Source organism: Methylovulum psychrotolerans (genome assembly GCF_002209385.1).
Taxonomy (GTDB): Bacteria; Pseudomonadota; Gammaproteobacteria; order Methylococcales; family Methylomonadaceae; genus Methylovulum; species Methylovulum psychrotolerans.
This window is the reverse complement of sequence record NZ_CP022129.1, coordinates 390866-416675: the sequence shown is the minus strand read 5'-3', so window position 1 is coordinate 416675 and position 25810 is coordinate 390866. Positions and strand designations below refer to the sequence as shown.

Sequence of the window (25810 nt, the reverse complement as noted above, 5' to 3'; positions counted from 1 at the left end):
GCAATCGGAAGGAAGCCACAAAAAGCTTTACGATTCATGCTATAATAGCCAATTTTATCGCCCTACATACGTCAAAGAGGTTGTTATCTGTGGCAAATATTATTACTCGTAAATCTGTAATGACGCTTTTTTCATCCGCAACCTGTCCGATGAGCCACTGCGCCCGCTTCGTCCTGCACGAAAAAGCGATCACCGCCGACATAGAATATTACGACCCGGCCAATCCGCCGGAAGATTTGCTCGAACTCAACCCGACCGGTGTGTCGCCCACTTTAATCGAGCGCGAACTGGTGTTATACGATTCCCGTATCATCATGGAATATTTGGACGAACGCTTCCCGCATCCGCCCTTACACCAAATGGATCCGGTCTCACGCGCCACTGCCCGCATGGTCATTAAGCGCATTGACCAAGACTGGTATCAGTTGCTGGACGAAATATCATCATCAGGCGAGAAAAAATCCGCGCGTGCAAAAAAATTGTTACGCGAAAGCCTGATTGCGGCCACGCCGGTTTTTGGTGCCCGGCCCTATTTTATGAGCGACGAATTTTCTTTAATTGATTGCGTCATTGCCCCATTATTATGGCGCTTGCCCAGTGTCGGTATTGATGTCATGTCGCAAAACGAAATCATCGGCAACTACGCCCAACGCCTGTTTAAACGCACCGCCTTTAAACGCAGCCTGAGCGATGCCGAAAAAGAAATGGCAGACCCTATCAAATAACCCATAGCCCCAACATGACTTCTTTAAAACCTTATTTAATCCGTGCCATTTACGATTGGATTATTGACAATAACCTGACCCCGCACATGCTGGTCGATGCCCAGCATAGCCAAGCGGTCGTGCCGCAACAGTTTGTCGACGACGGAAAAATTGTCCTGAACATCAGACCGCAAGCGGTCGATGCCTTAGCATTAGGCAATCACGACATCCAATTTAACGCCCGTTTTAGCGGCAAACCGATGTTGGTCATCGTTCCGGTTGCTGCCGTACTGGCGATTTATGCCAAAGAAACCAACAAGGGCATGAGCTTTGATCCTGAAGACTACCCCGAAACCGAAGCGCCGCCACCCGAACACAAGCCGCCTACCGGTCGGCCCAATTTGCGCGTGGTCAAATAACGCCTGCCTCTAGCCGCCCCTATGCCCTTCACACCGCTGCATTTTGGTCCTGGGGCGGCGATCAATGCCCTAGCCCCTAAACACATCAGCTTTTTAAGCTTTTGTGCGGCCAATGTCCTGATTGACGTTGAGCCGCTGTATTTTATGCTTAACGCCCAGTATCCTATCCATCGGTTCCTGCACACTTATCTCGGTGCATCTACCATCATCATTGCCACCTTGGCATTGTTTGTCTTAGCCCTCAAACTCAGCCGCTGGCTACCAAACTGGTTTGCTTGGCAAAGCTTAAGCCCCGCCGCCGTTACCTTCGGTGCGGCGGCGGGTTGCTATTCCCACGTCTTGCTCGATAGCGTCATGCACACCGACATCCGCCCGTTCGCACCGTTTAGCGATGCCAACCCGCTCCTCGGTATTATCGCCATCGACACATTACACAGCCTGTGTCTCGTGGCCGGGATAGCGGGCTTATGGTTATGGTTTATACGCCAAGGACTAGGCAAATAATTGGCCCATCATCTGGCTTAGGAGCGCGCATGAAATTAAGTAGGCGTTCCATTGCACGGGATCCAACCTCTGGATACCTGAGTGAAGCCTAAGAGCCGTTCTCTTCGGCTTCGCTCAGGGAACGGCTCTTAGGCTCTACAACGGATTTTATTTCGTGCACGTCCCTTAAGACAACACGGTATTAAGCTGCCGAGTTTGCTGCGGCTATCAGGGTTTCTGCATTGCTAATATGTGCCAGCGCTTGGTCTGCCTCCTTGACGACATCGGAAAGCAAACCATCTAAAACACGGAACATAGATTGCACTTCGCCACTTAAATTATCAATTTGCTCTGCGGCACCGACAGCTTCTGAAAGAGCGTTATCTGCCGCCGAAAGTGCCGCCACACAATCCAATAACCCTACAACTTGGCGTTCCAGTTCCGTTAACGAAGCCTCAGCTTCCAGTGCCATCGGATTGAGAAAACGTTTGGCCATTTCCAAACTGCAACTATCATTCCAAATCGGGGCAAGACTCTTGCGCAATTCTTGCACTTCTGCAAAATACCAGCGCATTTGCCGGATTGCCGCACTTAAGTCTTCAATCCGGCAGGAAAGCCAATAAATTTCCTGATCCATAGCTCAAAATAAAGACAGCGGCGCATCAAACGCACACAATTGCTGTAACCGCCAGTCAATTTCTATACGGCCTTGTGCGGAATGCAAACAGGCATCCCTCTGCTCCTGATATGCTAAGTTCAGCGTCTGTTTGGCTTCCGCTTCGTCGGCCTGCGCATATCCAGCCCGACTCTTGGCCTCATCAACCGCCGCATTTTCTTCAAGAAGCCAAGTTTCAGCGGATATGACCAAATTTTCTGTACGCAACGTTTCTTCGCCTAAACGCCCAAAAACAGCATTGGCGCGGGCAATAGCCGTTTTCGCTTGCGCTGCCTGATGTTGCGCCTGTTCGGCAAACTCTACGGCACGGCAACATCCCTCCACCCGGTTTTCGGCGGCACGCCTATCCACTATGGCACGGAGAAGAGCCGCTTCCGCTTTCTCCAAATACTGCCTAGCCCGCATTACCGCCGACTCCGCCTCCCGTACAGCCGCCTGATAGGGTGCCGTATCAATAGGCCGATAAATCGGTCGCCCATCTTTATCCTGGCCAGCATATTCGGTCCGGTGACGGGCGGCGGCAAGTTCCGCCTGAGCGGCGGCTAACTCCGCCAATGCTTGCCCTAATTGCCGTTGTGCCTCGTCACGGACACTTCTTGCGCGACACTCTTCAGCCTGTGCCGAAGCCAGCCATTGCCTAGCCAAACTCAATTCACCGTACCAATATTCAGTGGTGCTGTCGGCTTTGGATAATACGCGTAAAGTTGCTTCATAATCCCTCTGAACCCGTTGGGAAATGTCGAAATTCCGTTGTCGGCACAGTTCATATTCCCGACGCATCGCTTCTGCCGTCAGCGTATCATCATATAGGTTATACTCTGCCGCCATAACCCGGTTCTGCATACGGCTAACAAACTCATTGGCATGGCTTTGGGTATATTCCGCACCGTCAATTGCCATACCAGAACGGTATTCCCAATCTTGCATCTGGCCTATAAGGATTTGTACCTTATGGCTTATCAATTGCGGTTCTTGTCTGCCCATAAAATCTCCCCTCAAAGATAACGCAAGGCCTCAATACGTTCTTCAAGAAAACGCTCTAAATGCCTGGTAGCTTCTAAGTATTGCCCAAACCAATCGGCGGTATGATTCCAATGCTGCTGAAACTCCTCCGAAGTGTTGCCGCCATAGACATCCCACAGCGCGTCAAACGCTTGCTGCAACTCGACATAATCGCTATGCAGATTGTTGCGTTGGAGAAGCAATGCCTGACGGTATTCGTCCAATCCGGCCTTAAGTTCTTCAATTCTCATATTATGCGCCATGGCCGTACAAATAAGCTTGTAAGTAACGTAACCGTTCAATCAGAAAATCTACATACTGAGGCCCTATCAAATTGATATACTCTTCCATAGACTCTTGTAACGGTCGCCAAGAAATATCATATTCACGCCGCATAGCATCATCCCATATCGGCGAAACGGCATCGTGCGAACGCATAACCTCGGAAAAAGATTCCCGCAACCGCCCGTTAAAATGCTCTAGCTCCCGCTCGGCTATTTGGGCGCGTTCATAAACATCATCCATAGACATGTTAACCCTCCTGCCATTTTTGCAAATGGCCGACCAAGGTCTGCGCCTGTTCATGCCAAGGTATTTGGGCTTCTACCGTGTAAGGCTTAAGTTTTGTTTCCGTACCGCCAACAGAATCGGCGTAAATCGCAAAAACCGGCTTAGCACCAACGCGTTGGAGTTTTGCCGCGCTATCTTTTCCGGTCAACCAAAAAGCATCCGCTTCTGATATTTGCGATACTATCCGATGCTTAAATTGCTCAACTTGGGGACGGTCAAACAATTGCTTTAATGATCCGGTTGCCGGAAAAGTCATTATAATATGCAAACCCAGCATAGGCCCTTCGCGACATAGCCGCTTAAGCAACTCTCCTTGAGGGCTATCCGTTAACCCATGGTGCTTACCTTGTATGCGCATCAACTGAGGGATACGGTCTACGCTAGCCATAGTGATTAGCCAAGTCGGTTGCCCCGCCAAGTCATCTTCCGAAAGGGCGGCACGGCGCTCCAATTCCTTACACCAAACATCCAACCATTCGGCAAGCAAAATTGCGTCATTGCTTTGCTCCAAAGAATACCCAAGCGTCACCAAAACGGCATCTATCATTTCGGAGAAGGCGTTTTTCCAAGGTGTACCGGGAACCGCCCTATCCATAATCCATAACCGCACACGACTAGCGGCTAAATTTACGGGTACGGAACAGACTATACCGATAAGCATCCCATAAATGGCAGCTTGGTTCTCTCCGACAAGCAAAATATTTTCCATCGCGCGTCTGCGTAAGATAATGCGGGCTTGCCCATGAACATTCTGCTCTTGACCAAACCATAGCCCTACAGGATGCTCGCCATCAAACCAATCGCTAGCGCCCAGACCCCGTTCATGCACAGGCGCGGTAGCGATACGTTGCCAAGCATCCCCTATCGGACGGCTGTTTAAGCGTAGCAAATCAATTGCTTGTGGATTTTCGATAAAATTCGGCTGTTCTTCCCCATCGAAAATAACAATCGCAAAGCGCCGCTCAAGCGGCCACTCCACATCCGCTTTTGCCACCAACGCGGCAAGCAATCGGGCCCGTTCCGATGTTTCAAGCAACGCGACTTTACCAAATTCATTCGCCCGATCATCGCCGCTTTGATCGTTGAGCACTAATTTACCTGGCTGATCACACTGGCTAATAAGACGTTTTCCATCACGCCCAAACTCCGTCAAACTCTGTATATCCGACAAGCTCATTTTCATAGCCATGCGCAAATGTATATTGCCGAAAATAGCGGTTTGATTAAGCATACCCACCGCCCCAAACCGCTGTGATCCCAGCAACAAATGAATGCCCGCACTCCGTCCCTGTTGCGCAAGCTGCAATAACATCGCCGACGCGTGGCCTAAACGGTCATCTTCAAACAATTCTTGATATTCATCAATCATTAACACGATACGCGGTATTTTTTCGGGCAAACCTTGCTGCGCATAACCCGACAAGTCCACGACACCCAACCGTTTGAATATATCATTTCTCCGGCCCATTTCCGCAATCAGCTCTTCCAAAACACTACGCGATAACTCAGGTGCAGAATGCAATGCCACAACACGGGCATGTGGCAAACAGCGGTATGCCTGAAACTCCACGCCGTGCTTACCGTCAATCAAATAAAAATTTAATTCCTCCGGGCTATAGCGTGTCGCCAATCCACAAATAAGCACATGATACAGGTTTGATTTGCCTGAACCTGTCATCGCGCCAAGTATGCCATGCGTACAAGGACGGCCATCGCGGTTTACCCCAAACCAAATAGTGAGCATTTTATCGCGCCCGCTCATGCCAATCGGTGCGCTAATGCTGCGGGAAACCTCTTCAGACCACCATTTTTCAGGATTGTTATCAATGACATCCTGCCAAGTAATTTTGGCTTCAGGCGGTTTTTGCGCGGCCAATAGTTGCAAGATCATGGACTGGGCCGCACCTTGAGGGCAGATTAATGGCGCGACACTGTATTCGTCCGACATTTGCGGGTTGTTAAAGTGCCAACACTGATAAAAATCATCCCAGCTTAAATCCCTAGGCAACTGTTTATCAGGAGATTTTTGAATAAAAAGGTACTTTCCGGCGACAGGCCCGTTTCTGGATATTTTCTGCAAGATTTCAATAGTGCGCCGATCATAACCATCGGGAAAATTGGCGGCGAATATAAATTCAAACCGCTCATTGGCTTTTATATGTTCCGGCAATTCATCGAAGGAGCGGGTCTGATCATCAAGATAAGTGTGTATGATTCGGGAAATATCTTCAGAAACGATCTCTAAATCCCGATAAATGTCGGCGCCGATATGGCGCACAAGACCTTCCGGCAAACTGCGCCGCATCGGGAAAGCCTGACCGGCGCTGGCCGGATCCAAGAGCGTGAACACTGCACCGTACGGTATAAGTACAGCCAATTGGAGAATAAGGGTGTGCATTAAAGCAAGCGTTTGCTCTTCTGTCCCTTCAAGGACAACCGTTTGGTTTTTACGCGCAAAATCAGCAAAGGCGGGCACGACAAACGGCGCGTCCGTTGATGGAAAATTATCCCGGATGAGTCCGGTAAGAAGAAAAGCTGTCCGATAGGCGGCCTTAAAGCCATAAGCACGCCAAGCAGTTTCGCTCCAATCGCCCCAAAAAAACGGCGGCAACTCTTGCATTGTGTTCTGCCATGCCAGTTGGCATTCCTCAAATTGCGCTTTAAAAAACTGCCCAGACAGCCCGGAGCATTCTTCAACAACACGCAAAGCGTGTTGTCGGGCTACCGCTAGCATTTGGCTATTATGGTCTATTATTTGTTGCTGGCCGCTAATTGCTTGTTTTAGCTCTTCTACTTTTGTGATTAAAACATGAATGTTAGCGTCTAATTCGTCGGTCTCTTTTATGTAGCCGTCATGGCTTAGATAGGCTTTTATCAATAAAAACGCCCCTATCACGAAGATTAGCAAAAGCCAACCCCACTGTTTTAGCTTATCCCTATCGGTTTTTTTCTGTTCCAAATCCTGAGTGAACTGCCTTATTTCTTTTTGCAGCTTAACCATTTCTTGTTCTAGCTGAACGAGCCTTAATTGCGCCGCCCCTGCCAACTGCCAAGCCTGGGACATTTCCGCTAGCGGAACACTCATGCCTGCCTGCCATGTTTGCGTTACTCTCTCAAAATGCCCGATAAGCGGATGGCTGACCGTTAAAATAGCATCTGCTGTTATGGAAAACGCGTTAAGCTGAGACCTAACAGTGGTTTCCCCAGCAAAAACTTGATCCTGCCATTGCTTGAGTTTTTGATGACGCGCCAGCATATCATTAATAACCAGACCAAGATCGCTATAGCTGTGTAAATACGAATTTGTTGCATTCATCTCTATGCCTCAAAACGTTGCCGATGCGGTAAGCCATTGCGGCAATAACGATTTTTAATAAAATGGGGCGGGATATTACCCGAAAAAGCAACACCTCCACGCCCTAATTAAAGCGTTTATAAAACCTTAGCAATCGTACCACAAACAACCGCAAACACCACCCATCCGCTTCCAACTGTAATAATAAAAAATACTTATATCTTTTTTATCAAGCAGTTAAAATAAATACCAAACCGCCTTATGTGACATTGTTTCGGCAATATCTGCCAATATACAACCATCAATTTACCATGCGAAGCGTAACACTTAACTAAGCAGGCTTACTTTGATAGGCTCAACTCTTATCAGGCCTAAACAGCATCGACACCTTAGTGCCCGCTTCGCCTTCGCTTTTCCCGGCCGCGACAATTTTGGCCTTGCCTTGCTGTTTGACTTGGTCGATACGGATAATTTTGTGGGCGGGTATGAACGAGCGCTCGACCCCTTCGAATTCGATCCTGAGTTTTTCCTCGGACGGGTCGACCACTATCGCGCTTTTTTCGCCGAACACGAAATTCTCAATGACCACAAAACCATACAATTCGCTCTGGTAGACATTTTTGACATAGAGTTCATAGATTTGCTCATGACTGACTAAGGTCACTTTATAAATAAGCTTTTCCGACATGGAACTTTGCTATCCTCGCTGGTTCAGGGTTACGGCTTTAGGCCTAGGGTTGGGCGGGTAAAATAAAATCGCTGTACGGTGGCAAGGCCGCTATTAAACCTGCCGCGCCGCCGTTTCTATAGAGCTTATAACTGCGCGTGATAATCACTGCCAAGCCTTCCACCATCGGATAATCCGCCAAGTCCGATAAAGCGACCCAGCGGGCCTGCAACGCATCGCTATAGGCTTGCGGTTCCGCCACGGCGGGATCAGCCAATACCGCCAAAAAATCCAAAATTACATAATGGAAACCTTCCAGCCGCCTTTCCGCCACGGCCACCAATTGCTGCACCGTTACCGCCAAACCCGTTTCTTCGGCAACCTCGCGGCAGCAAGCCTCGGCCAAACCCTCCCCCGGTTCCTGCTTACCGCCAGGTATCGACCATAGGCCGTGCGCGGGCGGCTGGCCGCGTTGAATCATTAGGACATGCCCGCCATTAAAAACAATAGCCCCAACTCCAATAGCGGGCATCGGCAAGGCTTGGAGGTCTGTAGTGTGCATGATAAGTCTGAAAATCAGTAAATAAAGAGGGCATTTAAAATGCATCTTGCCCCATCTGACCAGAAATCCAGCGTTTTAAGGGTCATTTACCGCAGACTCCCAGTTGCTAGAGACGGCGAAGTTTGGGTTGGCATTGTGCCTATGCTACAGACATTTTGCCCCCAATGCGGCAAATAAATTAAAAAGCTTAAAACCGCTGCCATCAGGCAACTGGTCGGTTAGGCTTTTTATAGGCGACAGACCCAGTTTGGGTAATAAATCACAGCCTACTGCCAGCATTTTAGCTTATGCTCGGCAAGTAAAAATGAACTTTGCCAAAATATGACTACACGGCCTCAACCAAGCCATTATTAATTGATTATATTATAAAAAATGAAGTTACCTTAGGCGTTCAGACGGTTTGTTGTCATCAGATTTTCATACAAACAGTTCATTTTAAACACAGGAATTTGGGCAGATAGGGCATTGCTGTGTTAACACGCTATCGCCAAAAAAAGGATTTACTTTTTTAACCCCTTTCACCGAGCGAGGAACATCTGATGAACCCGACCCAAAGCCCTACTTTACCTTACCGCCGTCATGCCTTGATTTTAGCGCTTACCTTAGCACTAGCCAGTCCCACACTCTCCGCCGCCACGTTTAACGTCAGCGGCACTTGCACCCTTGATAGCGCCATCAGCAACGCCAATACCGACACTGACACCGACGGCGCCAATGTCGGCTGCCCCGCAGGCAATGGTGCTGATGTTATCAATTTGGCCAAAAAAGCCACTTATGCTTTAGCCAACAAACTGTTGCCGACCATCAGCAGCGTCATCACCATCAATGGCAACCACGCCACCATCGACAGTAAAGCCCTTTACGCCCGTGCCTTTTACATCACTAACACGGGGAATTTGACGCTGAATAAATTGACCGTAAAGAATGGTTATGAACAGAAAGGCGGCGGCATTCTCAACCGTGGCCAATTGCAACTGAATGACAGCACTATTACCGGAAACGGCGTTTATGCAGCCTGTGATTATTATTGCTTTGGCAGTTACGGCGGCGGCATCTTTAACAGCGGGACGGCAACCCTTACTAATAGCAAGATTTCCAACAACACTGCCGATGCGGGCTATTCGATTAATGGCGACAGTGGTCGGGGCGGCGGCATTTACAACAGCGGGGTCATGACCCTAACCAACAGTACCGTAAGCAATAACAAAACCCTCGGCAGCCATTATCGGGGCGAAGGCCCTATGGGCGGCGGCATTATCAATTTTGGTACCATGACCCTCAACGGCAGCACCGTAGCCAATAACAGCGCCGACAGCGAAGGCGGCGGCATCCGTAACCGGGGTACGATGACCCTGACCGACAGCACCGTCTCGCACAATAACGCCCCGTCTGGTGGCGGTATCTACAGCGGCCACTTTATCTTTTCCAGCAACACCCTGACCCTGACCAACAGCACCGTCGTCAATAATCAAGCAACTGGGGGCGGCGGCATTTTTAATGCCCAAGTCCTCAATCTGAGCAATAGCACGGTGTCGGCCAACAAAGCCAGCAACAGCGGCGGCGGTATCGCCAATAAAGGCGTATTAAACCTGACGCACAGCACCTTATCGGCCAACCAAGCGGCCAAAGGCAACGGCGGCGGCATCTTTAACTTACATAACATGACCCTGACCAACACCCTGATTGCCAATAGCCAAAGCGGCGGCGATTGCGTGAACAAAAGCGGCGGCATCACTACCCTACAAGGCGTTAATTTGGTTGAAGACGGCAGTTGCGGTGCGGACATCATGGGCGACCCCAAACTGGTGACGCTGTTAGATAACGGCGGCATCACCGCCACCCAAGCCCTGCTTGCCGATAGCCCGGCCTTAGATACCGCCAATAAACCGCTCTGCACCAATCAAGACCAGCGTGGCATCAGCCGCCCACAACCGAGTGGGGGCGGTTGTGATATCGGCGCGTTTGAGCGGATGACCAGTATCCCCAATACCGTCGCCAGTGTTGTGCAATTCTTTGACAACGGTATTTTGACCGGCACTTTAGTCGGTACGGGCAACACCAAGCAAAGCCCGCTTTTCAGTTCGGCTTTGCGCAACCAACTCTTAGCCGCCGGACGTTATAAAAACCAAAACCAAACCGCTTCCGCTTGTAGCCAACTTAGCCGGACGCTAAAACGCATCGATACCGACAATACGCCAAGTTCTGGCGAGTATGTCACGGGTAGCGACGCCACCGCGTTAGCGGCAAAACTTGCCGGACTCTTTGGCCCTTGGTCTTGCCAGTAAGGCCTTTAGCCCCTCTTCATTTTTATGCTCAGGATTATCCTAATGAATAACCCAGCACACCCAATACCTTTTCGCCGCCATGCCCTAGTTCTCGCTTTAGCCTTGGCGGTTACCGCCAGCCATGCCCAAACCATTGCCGTTAAAGAGGGCTGTACCTTACGCAACGCCATTATCAACGCCAACACCGACACCGATACTGACGGTGCCAGCGGTTGTCTTGCGGGTAGCGGTGCCGACACCCTTAACCTTAAGGCCAACAGCACCTATACGTTTAGCCAAACCGATAACAACACCGACGGCAACAATGCCCTGCCCTCCATCACCAGTGTCATTACCATCAACGGCAACAACGCCGTTTTGCAACGCAGCACCGCCCCTGACACCCCCGCTATGCGCTTGCTGCATGTCGGCAGCACCGGCAACCTGACCCTCAACCGTCTGCAAGTGACGGGCGGCAAAGCCCCAGCCTATTATAACTACCACCGGGGCGGCGGCATCTACAACCGTGGCACCGTCAGCCTTAACAACAGTACCATTACCGATAACCGTGCCGGCAATGACGGTGGCGGCATTCACAACTTGGGCAACCTAACCGTCAACAACAGCCTCGTTTCCGGCAACCGTGCCGGGGCGAATGGCGGCGGCATCGCCTCACTCGGCAAACTGACCCTGACCGATAGCCACATCAGCGCCAACCACGCCGTAGACGGCAGCGCCCTTTGGAATAAAGACAGTACCATGACCTTAACCAACAGCACGGTCTCCGGCAATACCGCCAGCAACGGCGCAGCGGTTTCTAATGCCGGGGGCGGCTATTTTTACGGCTGTTATGGCCGCGCCAGCTTGTTGAACAGTACAGTGTCCGGGAATAAAGGCATGGGCATCCAAAACCAACAGATCAATAGCACAAAGCATTACAATTACTATGACGGTGGCGGCGGCTATTATATCCAAGAGCGTTGCCAGCTTACCCTAGTCAACAGCACCTTGACCAATAATAGCGGCAGCGGCGCCGATAACCACGGCGTGCTGATCCTCGGCAACAGTCTCTTAGCCGCCAATACGGGCGACTGCGCCAACCATGCCGAAGTATTTGCCAGCAACGGTACCAACTTCATCGGCGATAAAACCTGTAACGCCCAGCTCAGCGGCAACCCCAAACTGGGGCCCTTATTGGATAACGGTGGCCCCACCCCGACCCAAGCCTTGTTGGCTGGCAGCCCCGCCAATAATAAGGCGACGGAAATATTCTGCCCGAAAACCGACCAACGCCACATCAACCGCCAGCTTGCCGTCAACCAAGCTTGCGACATCGGCGCTTACCAACGTTTGACATTCCTGCCCGCCAGCACCAGCGGCCTGCTGCAATTTTTTGATAACCAAGCGTCAATTAACGCCCTGATCGGCATTACCCCAGCCAAGCAAGATGCTGTCCGGCGACAAGTGCTGGTGGCGGGCGAATACCAGGACCGCCACCAGAACGCCGCAGCCTGCGGCCAACTGCATAAAACCTTGACCTATATCGACACTGACGGCACACCCGAACAAAACGACTATATAACAGGCAGCGCCGCCGCCACTTTTGCGCAAAACATCACCGCCCTACGCACCGCGTGGCAATGCCGATAAGACGCTGCGCCTATGCGGCTTTACCCCTAGGCGCAACTTCACCAACACATTAATGATGACGAGGAATCTCTTATGCCTGTCAAACTTTCAGCTTTACCTTTCCGCCCCCATGCCCTAGTGCTGGCACTGGCGCTCGCCAGCGGGGCGGCATCTGCCGCCACTCTAACGGTCAGCGGCAGTTGTACGCTGCTTAACGCTATCCATAACGCCAACACCGACACCGATACCGACGGCACGGGCGGCTGTAGTGCGGGCAATGGTGCGGACATTATCAAACTCAAGGCCAATAGCGTTTATACCTTAAGCAGCCCCGACAACTATGCCGACGGCGAAGGCGAAAATGCCTTACCCTCCATCACCAGTACCATTACCCTCAACGGTAACGGCGCGACCCTGCAACGCGCCAACACTGCCGACACCCCCGACTTCCGCTTCCTGCACATCGCCGCCAACGGCAATTTGACCCTAGACAAGCTGACCTTGCGCAACGGCAACCTCGACGGCGATTATCTCTACGGTGGCGCTATCCTTAACCACGGTACGCTGACCATCAGCAACAGCCAAATCGACCAGAACCAAGTGGACAATGGCGGCGGCATTGCCAACCTTGGCGGCACACTGGCACTCAGCAACAGCCGGATAACGGCCAATCGTGCCGCAGTCGGCGGCGGCATTATCACCGTCAACGGCACGACGGCCTTAGTGGACAGCAGCGTTTCCGGCAATAAGGCCTTTATCGCGGGCGGCATGATGAACGACCACGCCACCGTCAGCCTCAGCAACAGTACACTGTCCGGCAACACCGCCAATGACGGCGGCGGCCTCAGTAACCAGCAAGCGACCGTCACCCTGAGCAACAGCACCATATCGGGCAATAAGGCGCAACAAAACGGCGGTATTGGCAACCTTGCCTCGACACTCACCGCCAGACACAACACCATCGCCAAGAATCAAGGCGGCGGGCTAAACAATCAGGCGACCGCGATACTCACCAATAACCTAATTGCAGGCAACAGCAACGGCGATTGCCTCAACAGCGGCGCGGTTATCCTTAAAGGCTCAAACTGGATTGAAGACGGCTCTTGCAACGCAACCTTAAGCGGCAACATCAACCTAGATGCCTTACTCGATAATGGCGGCGTAACCGCCACCCATGCCATTTACCCGCATAAAATGGTTAAACCCACCAGCTCCGCCTTGTGCCCCGCCACCGACCAGCGCCATGTCAGCCGCCCCCAAACCTCGGACAAGCGGTGCGACATAGGGGCTATTGAACAGATCCGCTTCATCCCCGCGCCAGTTACCGACATTATGCAAATTTTTCAGGGCTTACTCGCCAGCGGCAACCTCAGGCCGACCCTAAGCACTAATTTAGGGATGCAGCAACTGAATGCCCTAATGAACCAATTCCTAGTGGCGGGCGATTTGCGTGCCCACCACCAAAAGCCACTGGCCTGTAGCCAACTCCAACGCAGTGCCGCACGCATCGACCCGGATCATAGTCCAGAAGCCGACGACTATGCCACAGGCGACCAGGCCGTAGTGTTACTGACCGCCATTAACGACCTTCATAGCACCTGGAAATGCCCATAAACAAACCCTGCCACCAAGGCGGCAAAGCGATTTGCCGCCATTCACACGGCGTTTGTCAAGAAGAGTTAAAATACCCCCCACCCGCTTAACTCTTACCCTTTTTGTTTGGAGATTTATAATGGCCCAACCATCCCAACCGCTGCCTTATCGCCGCCACGCCTTAGTGTTAGCACTCGCCTTGGCGGGTTCGGCACAAGCCGCCACCATGGCGGTGACCGCGCCGTGCACTTTAATTAACGCCATCAATAATGCCAACACCGATACCGATACCGACGGCACGGGCGGTTGCCCGGCGGGTAACGGCGCGGATACCTTAAATCTGAAAGCCAACGCCATTTACACCGTCAATAGCGTCAACAACCAAGATTCGACCGGCCCGAACGGCTTGCCCTTAATCACCAGCACCATCACCCTTAACGGTAACGGTGCGACCTTACGGCGCAATAACGCGGCGGGTACGGCGGACTTCCGGCTAATACGGATCAACGGCGGCAATTTGACCATCAACAACCTGACCATTAGAGGCGGACACCTTAGTACCGCCTACCAATATGGCGGCGCTCTGAATAACGGCGGCACATTGAGCTTAAACGACAGCACCCTCACCAATAACAGCAGTGTAGGGACTGGTGCCATCGGCAGTGCCATCGCCACCATGTACCAAAGTAGCCTGACCCTTAACAACAGCACCGTCACAGGCAACCAAGCCAGCCACGGTGCCGGCATTATGAATTTTCCTGGCGCGACCGCCACCATCAACAACAGTACCATCGACCATAACGAAGCCAGTAGCGGTGGGATTGGTGGGATTGGCAATGGTGGAGTAATGGTCTTGACCAACAGCACTGTCTCCCACAACCGTAGCCTAGGGGCTTGGGGTGTCGGCGGCATCAGCAACGGCGGCGACGCGGTACTGGCCTTAAACCACAGCACTATCGCCCACAACAGCACCGGCTACGGCAATGTCGCCGGCATTCAAAATACCGGCACACTGACGTTAACTAACACCCTGATTGCCAACAGCCAAAACGGCGGCGATTGTTATACCAATACCCGCTATGGCGGCACAACGGTGTTCCAAGGCCAAAATCTGATCGCTGACGGCACTTGTAACGCCACTCTCAGCGGCCCGGCCAAACTCGCGCCGCTCTTGGACAACGGTGGCCCCACCCTTACCCATGCTATACACACGGGTAGCCCGGCCATCAACATCGCCAATGCGCTCTGCGTAGCAATTGACCAACGCTATGTCAGCCGCCCCCAGCCTACTGGCGGCGTTTGCGACATCGGCGCGTTTGAGCAGATCAAAACCCCTGCCGCCGCCATTGCGCCATTAGTGCATTTTTTCGACGCACAAACCGCTAACCACAGCATTATCGGCATCGGGCAACTGGCGGTGCCAAAAACCCAAGCCTTACGCAACCAACTGTTGACGGCGGGTGACAATAAGGCCGCCCTGTTAGATACCCAAGCCTGCCAACAATTGACAAAAGCCCTAAGCCGCTTAGATACCGATAACAGCCCAGATGCGAATGATTATGTGACGGGTAGCCAAGTGGCGGCCTTAAAAGGCCAGATTGACAGCTTGCGCACAGACTGGGCTTGTCCGTAACACACCGCTGCCCTAGCGGAATCTGACCGCTAGGGCAACTCGCCCCAAACCTACCCTAACCGTACCCGCCACGCATTATGAGCATCCCCTTCGCCAGCCAACACACCCCTTCCTTCCCCGCCTTACTGAATTTTTTGGGCGTATCGGTGTTAGTGTCCACTTATCAGGCCGGACAACTGATTATCCTGCGCACCCAAGATGACGTGCTGAACACCCATTTCTGCGGCCTGGAAAAGCCCATGGGCATGGCGGCGCATCGGGAGAAATTGGCTGTAGGCACAGGCTACCAGCTCAGGGAATACGCCAATCTGCCCGCCGTCGCCGCCAAACTCACCGACCCTGCCCCGCACGATGCCTGTTATCTGCCGCGCACGGTCCACATCACGGGCGATATTGACATCCACGAACTGGCGTACACCGAAGACGGCGAATTATGGTTAGTTAACACCCGCATGTCCTGCTTATGCACCCTAGACCCCGCTTATAGCGTCGTACCGCGTTGGCGGCCACCGTTCGTCAGGGCCTACGACCTTACCGACCGCTGCCACCTGAACGGCTTAGCTTTTAAAAACGGTGCCCCCGCCTTTGTCACCGCCTTAGGTAAAACCGACACCGCCGCTGGCTGGCGGGCGAACAAAGCCTCTGGCGGCCTGTTAATGGATGTGAGCGACGGGCGCATTATCTGCACCGGACTGTCCATGCCGCATTCGCCGCGCTGGTATCAGGATAAATTATGGTATCTGGAATCAGGCGCGGGGCAATTGTGTACCGTTAACCCGCGCACCGGAACCCGCACCGTCATAGCCCATGTCCCCGGTTTTACCCGTGGCTTGGATTTTGTGGGCCGTTATGCGTTTATCGGCCTATCACAAGTCCGCGAGACGGCGGTATTTTCCGGCTTGCCGCTAACGGCGCAACCAGGTGAACGGCACTGCGGGGTCTGGGTGGTGGATATTGACAATGGGCAAACTGTCGCTTGCGTGGTGTTTACCGGCTCGGTACAAGAAGTGTTTGCTGTACAAGTCGTGCCGCACCGCTTTCCGGTGTTATTGGATATGGACGACCCCTTACTGCGTAATTCCTACTCGCTGCCCGATGCCGCCTTGGCCGAAGTCGCCGCCCCCGAACCGCTCGCCGTCGCCTTTGAAGCTGCCACCTACAAACACCACCAAGGCCAATGGGAAGCGGCAGTCGCCGACTATCGGGCTTTACTTCAACAAGCCCCCGACCATCTGCCCGCCCGCTTCCATTTGGGCGTGGCCTTAACCGATATGGAACGTTGGCAAGAAGCCATCAGCGAATTACAGGCCTTACTGGCGCGGCAACCCCTCCATGCCGAAGCCCATAATAGCCTGGGCCTGTGTTATGCCGCCCTAGCACAATGGGAGCAAGCCCTAGACCAGTTCGGCCTCGCCCTCGCCGCCGACCAGCAATATGCCGTCGCGCAAATGAACCGCGCCATGATTCTGCTCAAACTGGGACGGTTCCGCGACGGCTGGGCCGCCTACGAATGGCGTTGGCAAACCCCGGCCTTCACGCCGTTTGCCTGCCCGCAACCGCGTTGGCAAGGCGAAGACATCCGTACCAAAACCTTGCTGGTGCATACCGAACAAGGTGCGGGCGATGCCCTACAATTTGCCCGTTTCTTATCTTTGGCGGCACAACGTTGCCAAAAATTAATCTTAGCCTGCCCCGAAGCCTTGCGCCCATTGCTGGCGCATATTCCAGGGGTTAGCGAAGCACGGCTACCCGGTATGGTCGCGCTCGACAGCTTCGACATTCTCTGCCCTTTACTCAGCCTACCGCATACCCTAGGGTTAGACGAAAAAAATTTGGCCATGAATGAACCTTATCTGCCTATTCCCGAATACATTACAGTGGCCAGCCTGCCGCCCGCTTCAGCACTCAAGGTCGGCGTTTGTTGGGCGGGTAGCCCCAGCCACAAAAACGACCGCCACCGCTCTTGCCCGCTGCCACACTGGTTACCGCTATTTACCGTACCCTCCGTGGCGTTTTATAGCCTACAAACGCCAGTGACCAGCACTGATGCCCAGCTCTTGGCAGACTACGCGGTCAGCAACCTAGAAGCCGAATTGACCGATTATGCGCGTACCGCCGCCTTATTGGCGCAATTGGATCTGGTCATCAGCGTCGACACCTCAGTGGCGCATTTGGCGGGGGCATTAGGCAAACCGACTTGGCTATTAGTCGATAAACAAGCCGATTGGCGGTGGGGCATAGCGGGCGAAGAGAGCTTGTGGTATCCAAGCATGACGCTGTTCCGGCAAACCGAGGCAGATGCTTGGGAAGAATTGCTGGCCCGTGTCAGGACAAACCTACTGGCCAAGATAGCTTAATAGCCTTTACCGTGAAACTGCTTTATACCATCACCTTAGCCCCAGGAGGTTGCCATCATGCACTTAAATCGGCCTATACCTGCGTAAAGGCCTTGGACAAACAAAAAATCTAAAACAACTAAATAGACTGTACTGTCGGAGGAATTATGAACCGCATCACCCGCCCTATCCTAAGCTTTGTGCTAATGTTGGCCAGCCTGCCCGCCTTAGCCGACAACAGCGTCGTTACCGTCAACATCCAAAATTTTGCTTTTAACCCGACCCCCATAACGGTTGACCAAGGCGATACCGTCAAATGGGTCAATAAAGACAGCTTTACCCACACCTCCACTGAAGACAAAACCAGCTTATGGTCAGGCAACCTTGCAGGTGGGGCCTCATTTGCACGGGTCTTTAAAACCGCCGGCACCTATACCTACCATTGTGCTATCCATCCGACTATGAAAGGCACTATCGTCGTCCGCACGCCTGACGCAACCCGTGCCCTCATCGGCCAAAAAATCGTCACAGGCGGCGCGGCGGCGGTATTGCCCATTACCCTGAACTTGGCCGGAAAATCCGCCACCCAAGTCTATACCGGCAGCTACATCGTCAATACCCAAGGCAGTTGCGCCGACTGCCACAGTTGCCCGACTTACAAAGCCGGACACAACCCCTTCCAAGGCAAAAGCAAACAATTCAACCCAACCGGCTATCTGGCAGGCGGGGTGGCGTTCGGGCCGTTTGTTTCGCGTAACCTAACCCCCGACAGCACCGGCAAACCCGCCGGGATGACCTTAGCACAATTCAAAAGCACCCTACGCACCGGCCACTCGCCCGACGACCCAGCGGGCGTATTGTTACAAGTCATGCCGTGGCCTATCGTCGGCCAAATGAGCGACACCGACTTAGAATCGGTTTATGCGTATTTACAAAGCATCCCCGCCGCCACCACCCCAACGACATTCTGCTCCAACGCCGGACAATAAGTAACGGCAAACTCAGCGGTTGGCCGATATTTAAGTCCATCCTAAACACAAAAACCCGCCAAGCCGAACTGCTTGGCGGGTTTTTTATGCAGCTGCGGTTAACCCCACCTCTAGCGGCACACCGCTTGATTCGGCTTACAACTCAAAATCGGCCGGATTCAAGCCCAATTCCTGAGCAATCTTCTGGGCGACTTTTTTCTCGGTGACATCAAAGCTGCCGTCCGCCGCCGCGATGGCGATAATCATGCGGATCAGTAAGCGGGCCGCTTCGACGTTGTTTTTCATCTTGCCTAACGCTTGGTAGGCCTTGGCTTCGCCAATGTCCTTATCAAACTCCAATTGGCCGATAAAATCGCTAAAGGCCTTAATCACATCGCTAGTGGAAAATACCGATAAAGCCTCATTACCTTCGATGAATTTGAGCATTTTTTGTTTTTCTTCCGCACTGACGCTACCGTCCGCCATAGCAATCAAGGCGGAACCCGCCATGGCGGCATTGAGGAAATCTTTATTTTTAAATTTTAAGACATCGGTCTTTAGCTCGCTCGCCTTAGATTTTATTTGGCTTAAAAAACTGTCAAAACTCATAATTAGCTCCTGTATTTATATAATAATGGCTGGAAAAGTCAGGGCAGTTGCCCTTGTAATATAGCTAAAGCACAATAAAATGATGTCGTTCGTGGTGAGCTTGTCCCACAGGGACTTCCGTTGGTCGTCGAACCACCATAGCCCTTCGACAAGCTCCCCCACAAGGGGGGTCTGGCGACAGGCGAACGGCTTTACAATCATGCGTTAGCTATAATATTGTGGCTTGGCTAACGTAAGCCCAATTAACTGGACATATCCGCATAGTCGTCTAGCCTATTAGAAGCTGTGACCCCGTAACAGCTCTGTCGGTTCAGTATAGTTTTTGCCCATTGCTGATGGGTCGCGACTTCGCACATGGCATTGTGCATCCGAAATACCGCCGGGGCATCGTCATCACTTAGGCTTAAGGCCATTTCATAATCATCCCTATCCACGGCATAAGCGGCTTCAATCGCAGCGATCTGGTCGGGATGGATAGCGGTTTTACCTGTCAGGCCATGTGCCAAATCCAGCACAATTTCCTTTTGCAAGGTGGCAGTATCGTTAAGATAATCAAACACGGGGGCGGACAGGGCAAACTGGTAAGGTTTAAAGACCGTCACCAATTGGGCGATCACATAACTCATCGGCGTATCATACAAGGTCAGGCCGCGCGGCCTGCGCAAGCCTAACACGTTCATCAAATCATTGCCGCCGATACGCAACATTAAAATGCGCGGGAACACATCCGGCTGCACCAGCCGCTCGCGCAAGCGTAGCATGGCTTGGCTATCAAACACGGCGCGAGTCTCTAAGGTCGGCATCACTTTAAACGGTGTGCCGTGCAAATGCTGAAAATACGCATCAAACACCTCTTCGGAGAATTTAGGCAATACAAAGCCGTCGATTTTATCTATGGCAGGCAGTTCTAACAGCCGCGCCAACACGTCGGGATTGCGTACCCGAATAAAGCGGTAGCGTCCGGCATTATCGGCAAAATCTGGCAAGCACGCGCCTAAATGCTGCAAACTACTGCTAATGTCTTGATCCGAAACCGCGTCTTCAGTACAAAAAATCATTGAGCGGAGAAATTTAAGCTTCTCACCGTTGGCGATGTCCACCAAATCCCGCCGATGGGCCGGCATATACAGCGGCGCACCCAACATCCACGGCGAAAAGGGTTCAGGAAGCGAGGGATGTAAAAAAGTCATAAGGCTATCTCTTTGATTAGGGCCACGGCACGGTAAGGCAAATCGTTACAGACCACGACCGGAATGGCGCGGGCTTGCGCCAACCACCGCAAATGCAGGGTGGCTTCGGCACTATTATCCTGTAACAATAATAATCTGGCTTCGCGGCGTAACAACACCCGCGTCGCTTCACCGATGCCCGGTTTAATATAATTGGCTTGGCTGACCTGATAACGTTCCGCCAAAGCTTTCAGTAGAGCTTGGGCAACGGCTTGCCCAACAAGCTGGGGGGGTGGGCTGAACGGTGTGATAGCGCTAGGCCATTGCTCACCGACACTGTCCAGAATCGTGTCAATAAAATACCCTGATAAGTCGTGCGGCGCAAATTCTTGGTAGTACAAGCAGCCATGGAAGTCGCCAAGCCCGGCAGTATGCGGGTCGTATACCGAGCGGCTGACTAAGCCGGACACGGTGGCGTTTAAGATGCACGAAGGGATGAGGTAGTCTTCCGCCGAAGCCGCCACCGCCGCACTGCCGGACAAATCCGCCAGCACATACAATTCGGCGGGGATATTAACCCCATCCGAGACGGCAAACGCGGCCAAGCTGGCGGCCAATTGCCGCGCTATTACGCCTTTGCCCGTCCAGCCGTCAACAAAGACGATAGTTTCTGGGGCATGGTGTTGCAGGATATGGCGTAAGGCGTTTTGGTCGATGCCGACATCCCGGATAATGGAAATGCTGTAATGCGCCGCACCGATACCATAATAATGCTGTAACACCCGCTTGAGCAACACGCCAATCGGCGTGCCTGCCCGCGCCAACGACACCAAGGTGACACCGTGCGGACGGGTCGCGACAATCCCCGCACTCAAGCGGATAATATCCGCCGCCACCCGCTGTTTATTCGCGGCTAAGGCCTGATGGAATAACTGTAGGTAAGACTCAGACGGCACCGATTCATGCGAAAGCATTTGGGAATAATGTTTCTGGCCGGATTGGATCAAGGCCTCTTTAACAGCGACCGGGGTATCGCTAATAGCCATCGGTTTGAGTAAAAACTGCACATCGTCGGCAGGGTAACTTCCTGTGAATGGGGTCATGGCTTCCAGTGGCGGTAATGGGTTTATTTGATATTCAAAGATATTGGCAAGTGCGGGTGGTGTACAACACGCCTAAACCTATCGCGGAGCTTGCTATGCCTTAAACTCGTGGATCACGGCAATTTTTCCGACAATATTTTGGTTAAGTTCAGGCAAGTCCTCGGCGGGAATCCACCACTCTGTATGCTGTGCGCCGCCTACTTTTTGGATAGGGTACTTATCCATAAAAGCCTTCTTCACGGCAAAGCGTGTGACGCAACCGTAACCGCTCGCTTGGACATTCCAATCGCTAGCAATTTCGATAGCGTAGGCTTCGTTAGTGACAGGATAAAAAATCGGCTGTTCCAGCAATCTTGGCGGCCAAGCCCGATAATCACTGGCGGCGACCAAGGCTATTTCTTCGGGGCCGGTTGGGCGGAACAGCAGAACCGTTTCAGACATGGTCATCTCCTAAATGTAAGCTAATTTAAGGGTGATTATTATGACACCGCCGCCAATATCGCCCCCAATTGCGTTTGCTTAGGAATTAGCGCGTAATCGCATAAGGCAAGAAACGGCGCATCGGTGCGGCTATCGCCTGCGGCGAAGGTCAGCAACTCGCCATATTGGTTTTGGTAACGCGCCAGCAAATACGCCACCGCACTTTCCTTATTAATGCAGCGGGGCAACAAGGCCAGATTATTGCCGTTAATATGCCAATACAAACTGCCGTCCAAAACCGCCGGATGCGGTTTGATTAAGGTATCGAGCAGGTGTTGCAAAATGTCTTCCGTACCCGCACGGTGTTTGACATAGCCATACCAGGTCACACCAAAATCCACTACCAGCCGGGCTTTATAGCCCTCATCCTGCCGACAATAGGCTTCAATCTCCGCCCACAAGCTGACGAATGGCGCATGGTGCAAGGCTAAGGCTTGCTGCATCTGCGCCATCCACACCGGATCGGCTTGGCGCTGCTTATCCAAGATCACTGCCCCGTGGTTAATGACCACTTCCTCCACAAACGGCAATTCCACTCGGGTGAACGAAGCCATTTCCCGCGCCGTCACTGGCACGACACGGAAACCTTGGCTCAACCAATCCCACAGCCATTGTTGCTTAGCGGTAGCGAAAGAATTGGCCTTACCGTTGGCTAACCGCGCCCGCACTTGTAAAGCCGGATCATCAGCGCCATTGGCGCATTTGCGTAAGGTTTGGAACAGGGTGTCGTCAAGGTCGAGAAAAATGTAACGTTGCATCGTGTCCGTTGGTCGGGCTAAGTTCAAAACGCGCACTGATCGCTTGCCAAGCGTGCAAACGCCCCAACAACGCCGCACACAAGGGGGTTTCATGGCACAAAATCACTTGGCGGTACTGTGCCAAATCGAGATTGTAAAGAAAATTGGGAATACCGTCGGCATAATTATCGGTAAATTGGCAGACGGCGGCAATATCGTTGCCCTGATGGATAGGCGAACGGGTGGTACTCTGTACTTTAACCGCAAACCCCGCCAATTCCAAGGCCCGCCCCAACATCAGCGCGGGCGCGTTGCACTCACCCGTGCCTAACACCAACAAAGGACGCGGGTCTTCCGCCGCCAGCAACGGCAATAAGCGATGTAAGGTATCCGCTTGCCACCGCAAAGGCGCATCCATACCTAAGCGCCCAGGCCATGCTAACAAATGTTTTTTACACGCCCCGTCACCGGAGACATTGATGGTGACATCATCCAAGGCGGCATTATAGCTGTCATCAAAACGTAACACGCCCTCGCGGAAACACACCCATACCACTGCCACGCCCGCCTCATTTTCCAATGCCGCGCGGTCATCAGGATGGGCAAAGTTGACCAGACTGACAATAAAGACTTTTTCCAGTAACGGGTTGACGGTTTGATAGGCCTTAATCAGCCGCAAAAAAGTCTTACCCGTACTGATTTCGTCATCAATCAGCACCAGCGTCCGCGCTTGCAAGAACTGTTGCCGATGCTCAGGCTGCTCAGGATAATACAGAAAAAAGTCAGTAGCATGACTATGCGCTTCTTCAAACGCCAAATAATCGTGGCCTTCCAGCACATAACGGGTAGTTTGCAGAAATAACGCCCCCTGCACCCCCTCGTCACTGGCGGCGGCAAACACCCCATAACCCAGCCCCGTCGCTGTTTCCGCCATACCTATCCATACCGACCCCGTACCCACACCGCTAGCCAAAACCAACCGCGCCAAGGCCCGATACGACCAATACATCAAACGCGGCGACACCGGATAATGCTTACCCAGCACCTTGCTGACCAATAAAAATTTCCGCTTACTGCTGACCCGAGCGGCAAAACCCAACAGGCGTTTGAGCGGAATACGCCCAGGGCTTAAGTCAAGATGGAGGGTGCCGGTGGCGAGTTGGATGGAGAGTTTTTTGGGCATGGGGTCTCGTTAGTTTACAGCGTTTATGCTTGGGCCAAACCACGCAGTTGGTTTAGCCAGTGTTTAAGATGAGAAGCGTTTAAATACGGAGGCATCGTTTTCTTGATCGACAACGATAACATCTTCGGGTGACAATTCATTGACCAGCTCGACCGATTGCGTGGAGACAATCAGCTGCTTCGTTTCCGCGACTTGTTTAAATATATCCGCCAAGATGCTAATGGCATAAGGATGCAAGCCCAGTTCCGGTTCGTCAATCAGAATGGTATCGGGTAACAATTCCTCAGGCTGCAACAACAAAGTTGCCAAACAGATAAAACGCAAAGTGCCGTCTGATAAGACATGCGCCTTAAACGGCGTGTCCTGCTGGCCTTTTTGCGTCCATTCCAACTCGATATAATCGGGTGTACCCGGACGCTGGACAAAATCACCGAAGAACGGCGCGACCAAGCGGATGGTATCAACAATGCGCTGATAATGGCTAGGATAACCGTTATACAGCATCCGCAAATACGCCGCCAGATTCGCGGCATCACTTTTTAAGCGTAAGGTATCATTAACCGCGTGGCGTTGCTTAACTTTTGCGTTATCGCCCGTGTCATGGAAATGATAGACGCGCCAGTTACTTATCGAAGCGGCGGCCTGTTGGCCATAAGGGTTAAGCGTGGTTTTCAGGGCTGATTCATCATGTCCACCTTTATAATAATTATTTTTCAATGATCCGTAAACACTAGCGTATTCAGCAAGAAAAATCAGCCGATTGTCATTAGTAGGTATCAGCCCAAAGCGATAAGCATTTCCGGCATAATTAATTTCAGCCGACAACTCATTGGTAACATTACGGCCAAAATGCAGCAAAGCATCCGGCCCGCCTTGTTTTTGTACATAAACCTGCAAATTCTGCCCGACTATCTCCGCCAACAGCCTAAAAAAACCGATAAAGTTGCTTTTCCCCGCACCATTTGCGCCAATCAGCACGTTCAGGTTATTGAGCGGAAAATCGCGTAATTCACGGATGGATTTATAACCCATTATGGTTAGCGAACTAACGCCGGACATAGCCTCTCCTTATGTGTTAATTTGACTATCAGCCAATTCCTTAAGCTTACCCAGCAAATAATTAAAACTGGGCGAGGCGTTGTTATTGATGTCCATGTGTGGGCTAATTTCCTTGGCCCACTGGGATTTTGCCGCCCCTACCGCTTGCCAGCCCTTCTCTTTTAAAGCTTTAGAACCACCCGGATAAACGGCATCGGCGAGTTTTTCCCAAGTGCCGCAAATGGCATCATGGGTATAACTTTTCAACACCGCTTCCTTGGCTTTCGGGTAAGCTGTTTTCAACGCGGTGCGGTCACCTAAAAACCACGCTTCGCCTTCTTCCACGGCAATACAAAAACGGGTTTCCGGTGGCGAGTTACACGCCTGTAACAGTGCCAGCAATTCTTGACGGAAGCTTTTTAAGCATTTGTCGTCCAAATCACAAACCACAATCACCACAGCCGGATAGTTTTGCCATTGCCGACCATAACCCGCTAATGATTTTGGCAGATTCTCCAATAAAATACGTTTACTGGCATCCGTACTCGATTTCATATTTTTAGGAATTCGCCCTATCCCTTTATAGGCTATGACTTTAAATGTATGTCCGTCGCCGATAATTTTCGGGATTAAAATATCCAAGGCCGCTTTGCCTGATTGATCCTCGACGAGTATCTCAAAGTGCATGGC

At 52.1% G+C, this 25810-nt stretch carries 24 protein-coding genes; 9 read left to right on the top strand and 15 right to left on the bottom strand.

Going from position 1 to position 25810, the window contains the following annotated elements; genetic code table 11:
* The first annotated feature begins 119 nt into the window (after nucleotides 1-119).
* From CEK71_RS01685 to CEK71_RS01675, 3 genes are read left to right on the top strand one after another with little or no spacing between them, the layout of a single operon-like run.
* Nucleotides 120-725: a glutathione S-transferase N-terminal domain-containing protein gene (locus CEK71_RS01685; RefSeq protein ID WP_198328422.1), complete on the top strand. Its 606-nt coding sequence runs from the start codon at nucleotides 120-122 to the stop codon at nucleotides 723-725.
* A 14-nt stretch (nucleotides 726-739) separates the two neighbouring features.
* Nucleotides 740-1123: a ClpXP protease specificity-enhancing factor gene (locus CEK71_RS01680; protein ID WP_088617759.1), complete on the top strand. Its 384-nt coding sequence runs from the start codon at nucleotides 740-742 to the stop codon at nucleotides 1121-1123.
* A gap of 21 nt (nucleotides 1124-1144) precedes the next feature.
* Nucleotides 1145-1627, top strand: a complete 483-nt coding sequence (locus tag CEK71_RS01675; RefSeq protein WP_088617758.1) for a hypothetical protein — start codon at nucleotides 1145-1147, stop codon at nucleotides 1625-1627.
* Between the two features lie 181 nt (nucleotides 1628-1808).
* Here the strand turns inward: CEK71_RS01675 and CEK71_RS01670 are convergent, their stop codons facing one another.
* The 7 genes from CEK71_RS01670 to CEK71_RS01640 all read right to left on the bottom strand — a co-directional run bounded on the left by CEK71_RS01670 (nucleotide 1809) and on the right by CEK71_RS01640 (nucleotide 8378).
* Complete coding sequence (locus CEK71_RS01670; protein WP_088617757.1) at nucleotides 1809-2243, bottom strand: hypothetical protein; 435 nt, start codon at nucleotides 2241-2243, stop codon at nucleotides 1809-1811.
* 3 nt (nucleotides 2244-2246) lie between these two features.
* Nucleotides 2247-3266, bottom strand: coding sequence for a hypothetical protein (locus CEK71_RS01665; RefSeq protein ID WP_088617756.1), 1020 nt, complete (start codon nucleotides 3264-3266; stop codon nucleotides 2247-2249).
* Nucleotides 3267-3277: 11 nt separating this feature from the next.
* A complete protein-coding gene (locus CEK71_RS01660; protein ID WP_088617755.1) occupies nucleotides 3278-3535 on the bottom strand; it encodes a hypothetical protein in 258 nt (85 codons plus the stop codon).
* Between the two features lies 1 nt (nucleotide 3536).
* On the bottom strand, nucleotides 3537-3815 hold the full coding sequence (locus tag CEK71_RS01655; protein ID WP_088617754.1) for a hypothetical protein: 279 nt from the start codon (nucleotides 3813-3815) through the stop codon (nucleotides 3537-3539).
* Between the two features lies 1 nt (nucleotide 3816).
* Nucleotides 3817-7170 carry an FtsK/SpoIIIE domain-containing protein gene (locus CEK71_RS01650; protein ID WP_088617753.1) on the bottom strand — a complete coding sequence of 1118 codons (3354 nt, stop codon included), beginning with the start codon at nucleotides 7168-7170 and terminating at the stop codon, nucleotides 3817-3819.
* A gap of 334 nt (nucleotides 7171-7504) precedes the next feature.
* Nucleotides 7505-7837: a DUF1820 family protein gene (locus CEK71_RS01645; protein WP_088617752.1), complete on the bottom strand. Its 333-nt coding sequence runs from the start codon at nucleotides 7835-7837 to the stop codon at nucleotides 7505-7507.
* 43 nt (nucleotides 7838-7880) lie between these two features.
* Entirely contained in the window at nucleotides 7881-8378 is a 498-nt protein-coding gene (locus CEK71_RS01640) for an NUDIX hydrolase (protein WP_088621462.1), read from the bottom strand.
* 539 nt (nucleotides 8379-8917) lie between these two features.
* Here CEK71_RS01640 and CEK71_RS01635 point away from each other — a divergent pair.
* From CEK71_RS01635 to CEK71_RS01610, 6 genes are all read left to right on the top strand, one after another.
* Nucleotides 8918-10663, top strand: a complete 1746-nt coding sequence (locus CEK71_RS01635; protein ID WP_088617751.1) for a right-handed parallel beta-helix repeat-containing protein — start codon at nucleotides 8918-8920, stop codon at nucleotides 10661-10663.
* Between the two features lie 42 nt (nucleotides 10664-10705).
* A complete protein-coding gene (locus CEK71_RS01630; protein WP_088617750.1) occupies nucleotides 10706-12292 on the top strand; it encodes a choice-of-anchor Q domain-containing protein in 1587 nt (528 codons plus the stop codon).
* 72 nt (nucleotides 12293-12364) lie between these two features.
* A complete protein-coding gene (locus tag CEK71_RS01625) occupies nucleotides 12365-13885 on the top strand; it encodes a choice-of-anchor Q domain-containing protein (protein ID WP_088617749.1) in 1521 nt (506 codons plus the stop codon).
* Nucleotides 13886-14003: 118 nt separating this feature from the next.
* Entirely contained in the window at nucleotides 14004-15497 is a 1494-nt protein-coding gene (locus CEK71_RS01620; protein ID WP_088617748.1) for a right-handed parallel beta-helix repeat-containing protein, read from the top strand.
* Between the two features lie 77 nt (nucleotides 15498-15574).
* Nucleotides 15575-17854: a TIGR03032 family protein gene (locus CEK71_RS01615; RefSeq protein WP_088617747.1), complete on the top strand. Its 2280-nt coding sequence runs from the start codon at nucleotides 15575-15577 to the stop codon at nucleotides 17852-17854.
* A gap of 146 nt (nucleotides 17855-18000) precedes the next feature.
* Entirely contained in the window at nucleotides 18001-18822 is an 822-nt protein-coding gene (locus tag CEK71_RS01610; protein WP_088617746.1) for a cupredoxin domain-containing protein, read from the top strand.
* A 135-nt stretch (nucleotides 18823-18957) separates the two neighbouring features.
* Here the strand turns inward: CEK71_RS01610 and CEK71_RS01605 are convergent, their stop codons facing one another.
* The 8 genes from CEK71_RS01605 to CEK71_RS01565 all read right to left on the bottom strand — a co-directional run bounded on the left by CEK71_RS01605 (nucleotide 18958) and on the right by CEK71_RS01565 (nucleotide 25807).
* Nucleotides 18958-19410 (bottom strand): tellurite resistance TerB family protein, encoded by a 453-nt coding sequence (locus CEK71_RS01605; protein WP_088617745.1) that lies wholly within the window; start codon nucleotides 19408-19410, stop codon nucleotides 18958-18960.
* Nucleotides 19411-19652: 242 nt separating this feature from the next.
* On the bottom strand, nucleotides 19653-20600 hold the full coding sequence (locus tag CEK71_RS01595; protein WP_088617743.1) for an HpcH/HpaI aldolase/citrate lyase family protein: 948 nt from the start codon (nucleotides 20598-20600) through the stop codon (nucleotides 19653-19655).
* Entirely contained in the window at nucleotides 20597-21682 is a 1086-nt protein-coding gene (locus CEK71_RS01590) for a cysteine protease StiP domain-containing protein (protein ID WP_088617742.1), read from the bottom strand. The genes CEK71_RS01595 and CEK71_RS01590 overlap by 4 nt, the downstream gene beginning before the upstream one ends.
* Nucleotides 21683-21775: 93 nt before the next feature.
* Entirely contained in the window at nucleotides 21776-22123 is a 348-nt protein-coding gene (locus CEK71_RS01585; protein WP_088617741.1) for a hypothetical protein, read from the bottom strand.
* 38 nt (nucleotides 22124-22161) lie between these two features.
* On the bottom strand, nucleotides 22162-22920 hold the full coding sequence (locus tag CEK71_RS01580) for an HAD family hydrolase (RefSeq protein WP_088617740.1): 759 nt from the start codon (nucleotides 22918-22920) through the stop codon (nucleotides 22162-22164).
* Nucleotides 22892-24082, bottom strand: coding sequence for a phosphoribosyltransferase domain-containing protein (locus CEK71_RS01575; RefSeq protein WP_088617739.1), 1191 nt, complete (start codon nucleotides 24080-24082; stop codon nucleotides 22892-22894). The genes CEK71_RS01580 and CEK71_RS01575 overlap by 29 nt, the downstream gene beginning before the upstream one ends.
* Nucleotides 24083-24145: 63 nt before the next feature.
* Nucleotides 24146-25141, bottom strand: a complete 996-nt coding sequence (locus CEK71_RS01570) for an AAA family ATPase (RefSeq protein ID WP_088617738.1) — start codon at nucleotides 25139-25141, stop codon at nucleotides 24146-24148.
* A gap of 9 nt (nucleotides 25142-25150) precedes the next feature.
* Entirely contained in the window at nucleotides 25151-25807 is a 657-nt protein-coding gene (locus CEK71_RS01565; RefSeq protein ID WP_088617737.1) for a DUF4276 family protein, read from the bottom strand.
* Nucleotides 25808-25810: the final 3 nt, after the last annotated feature.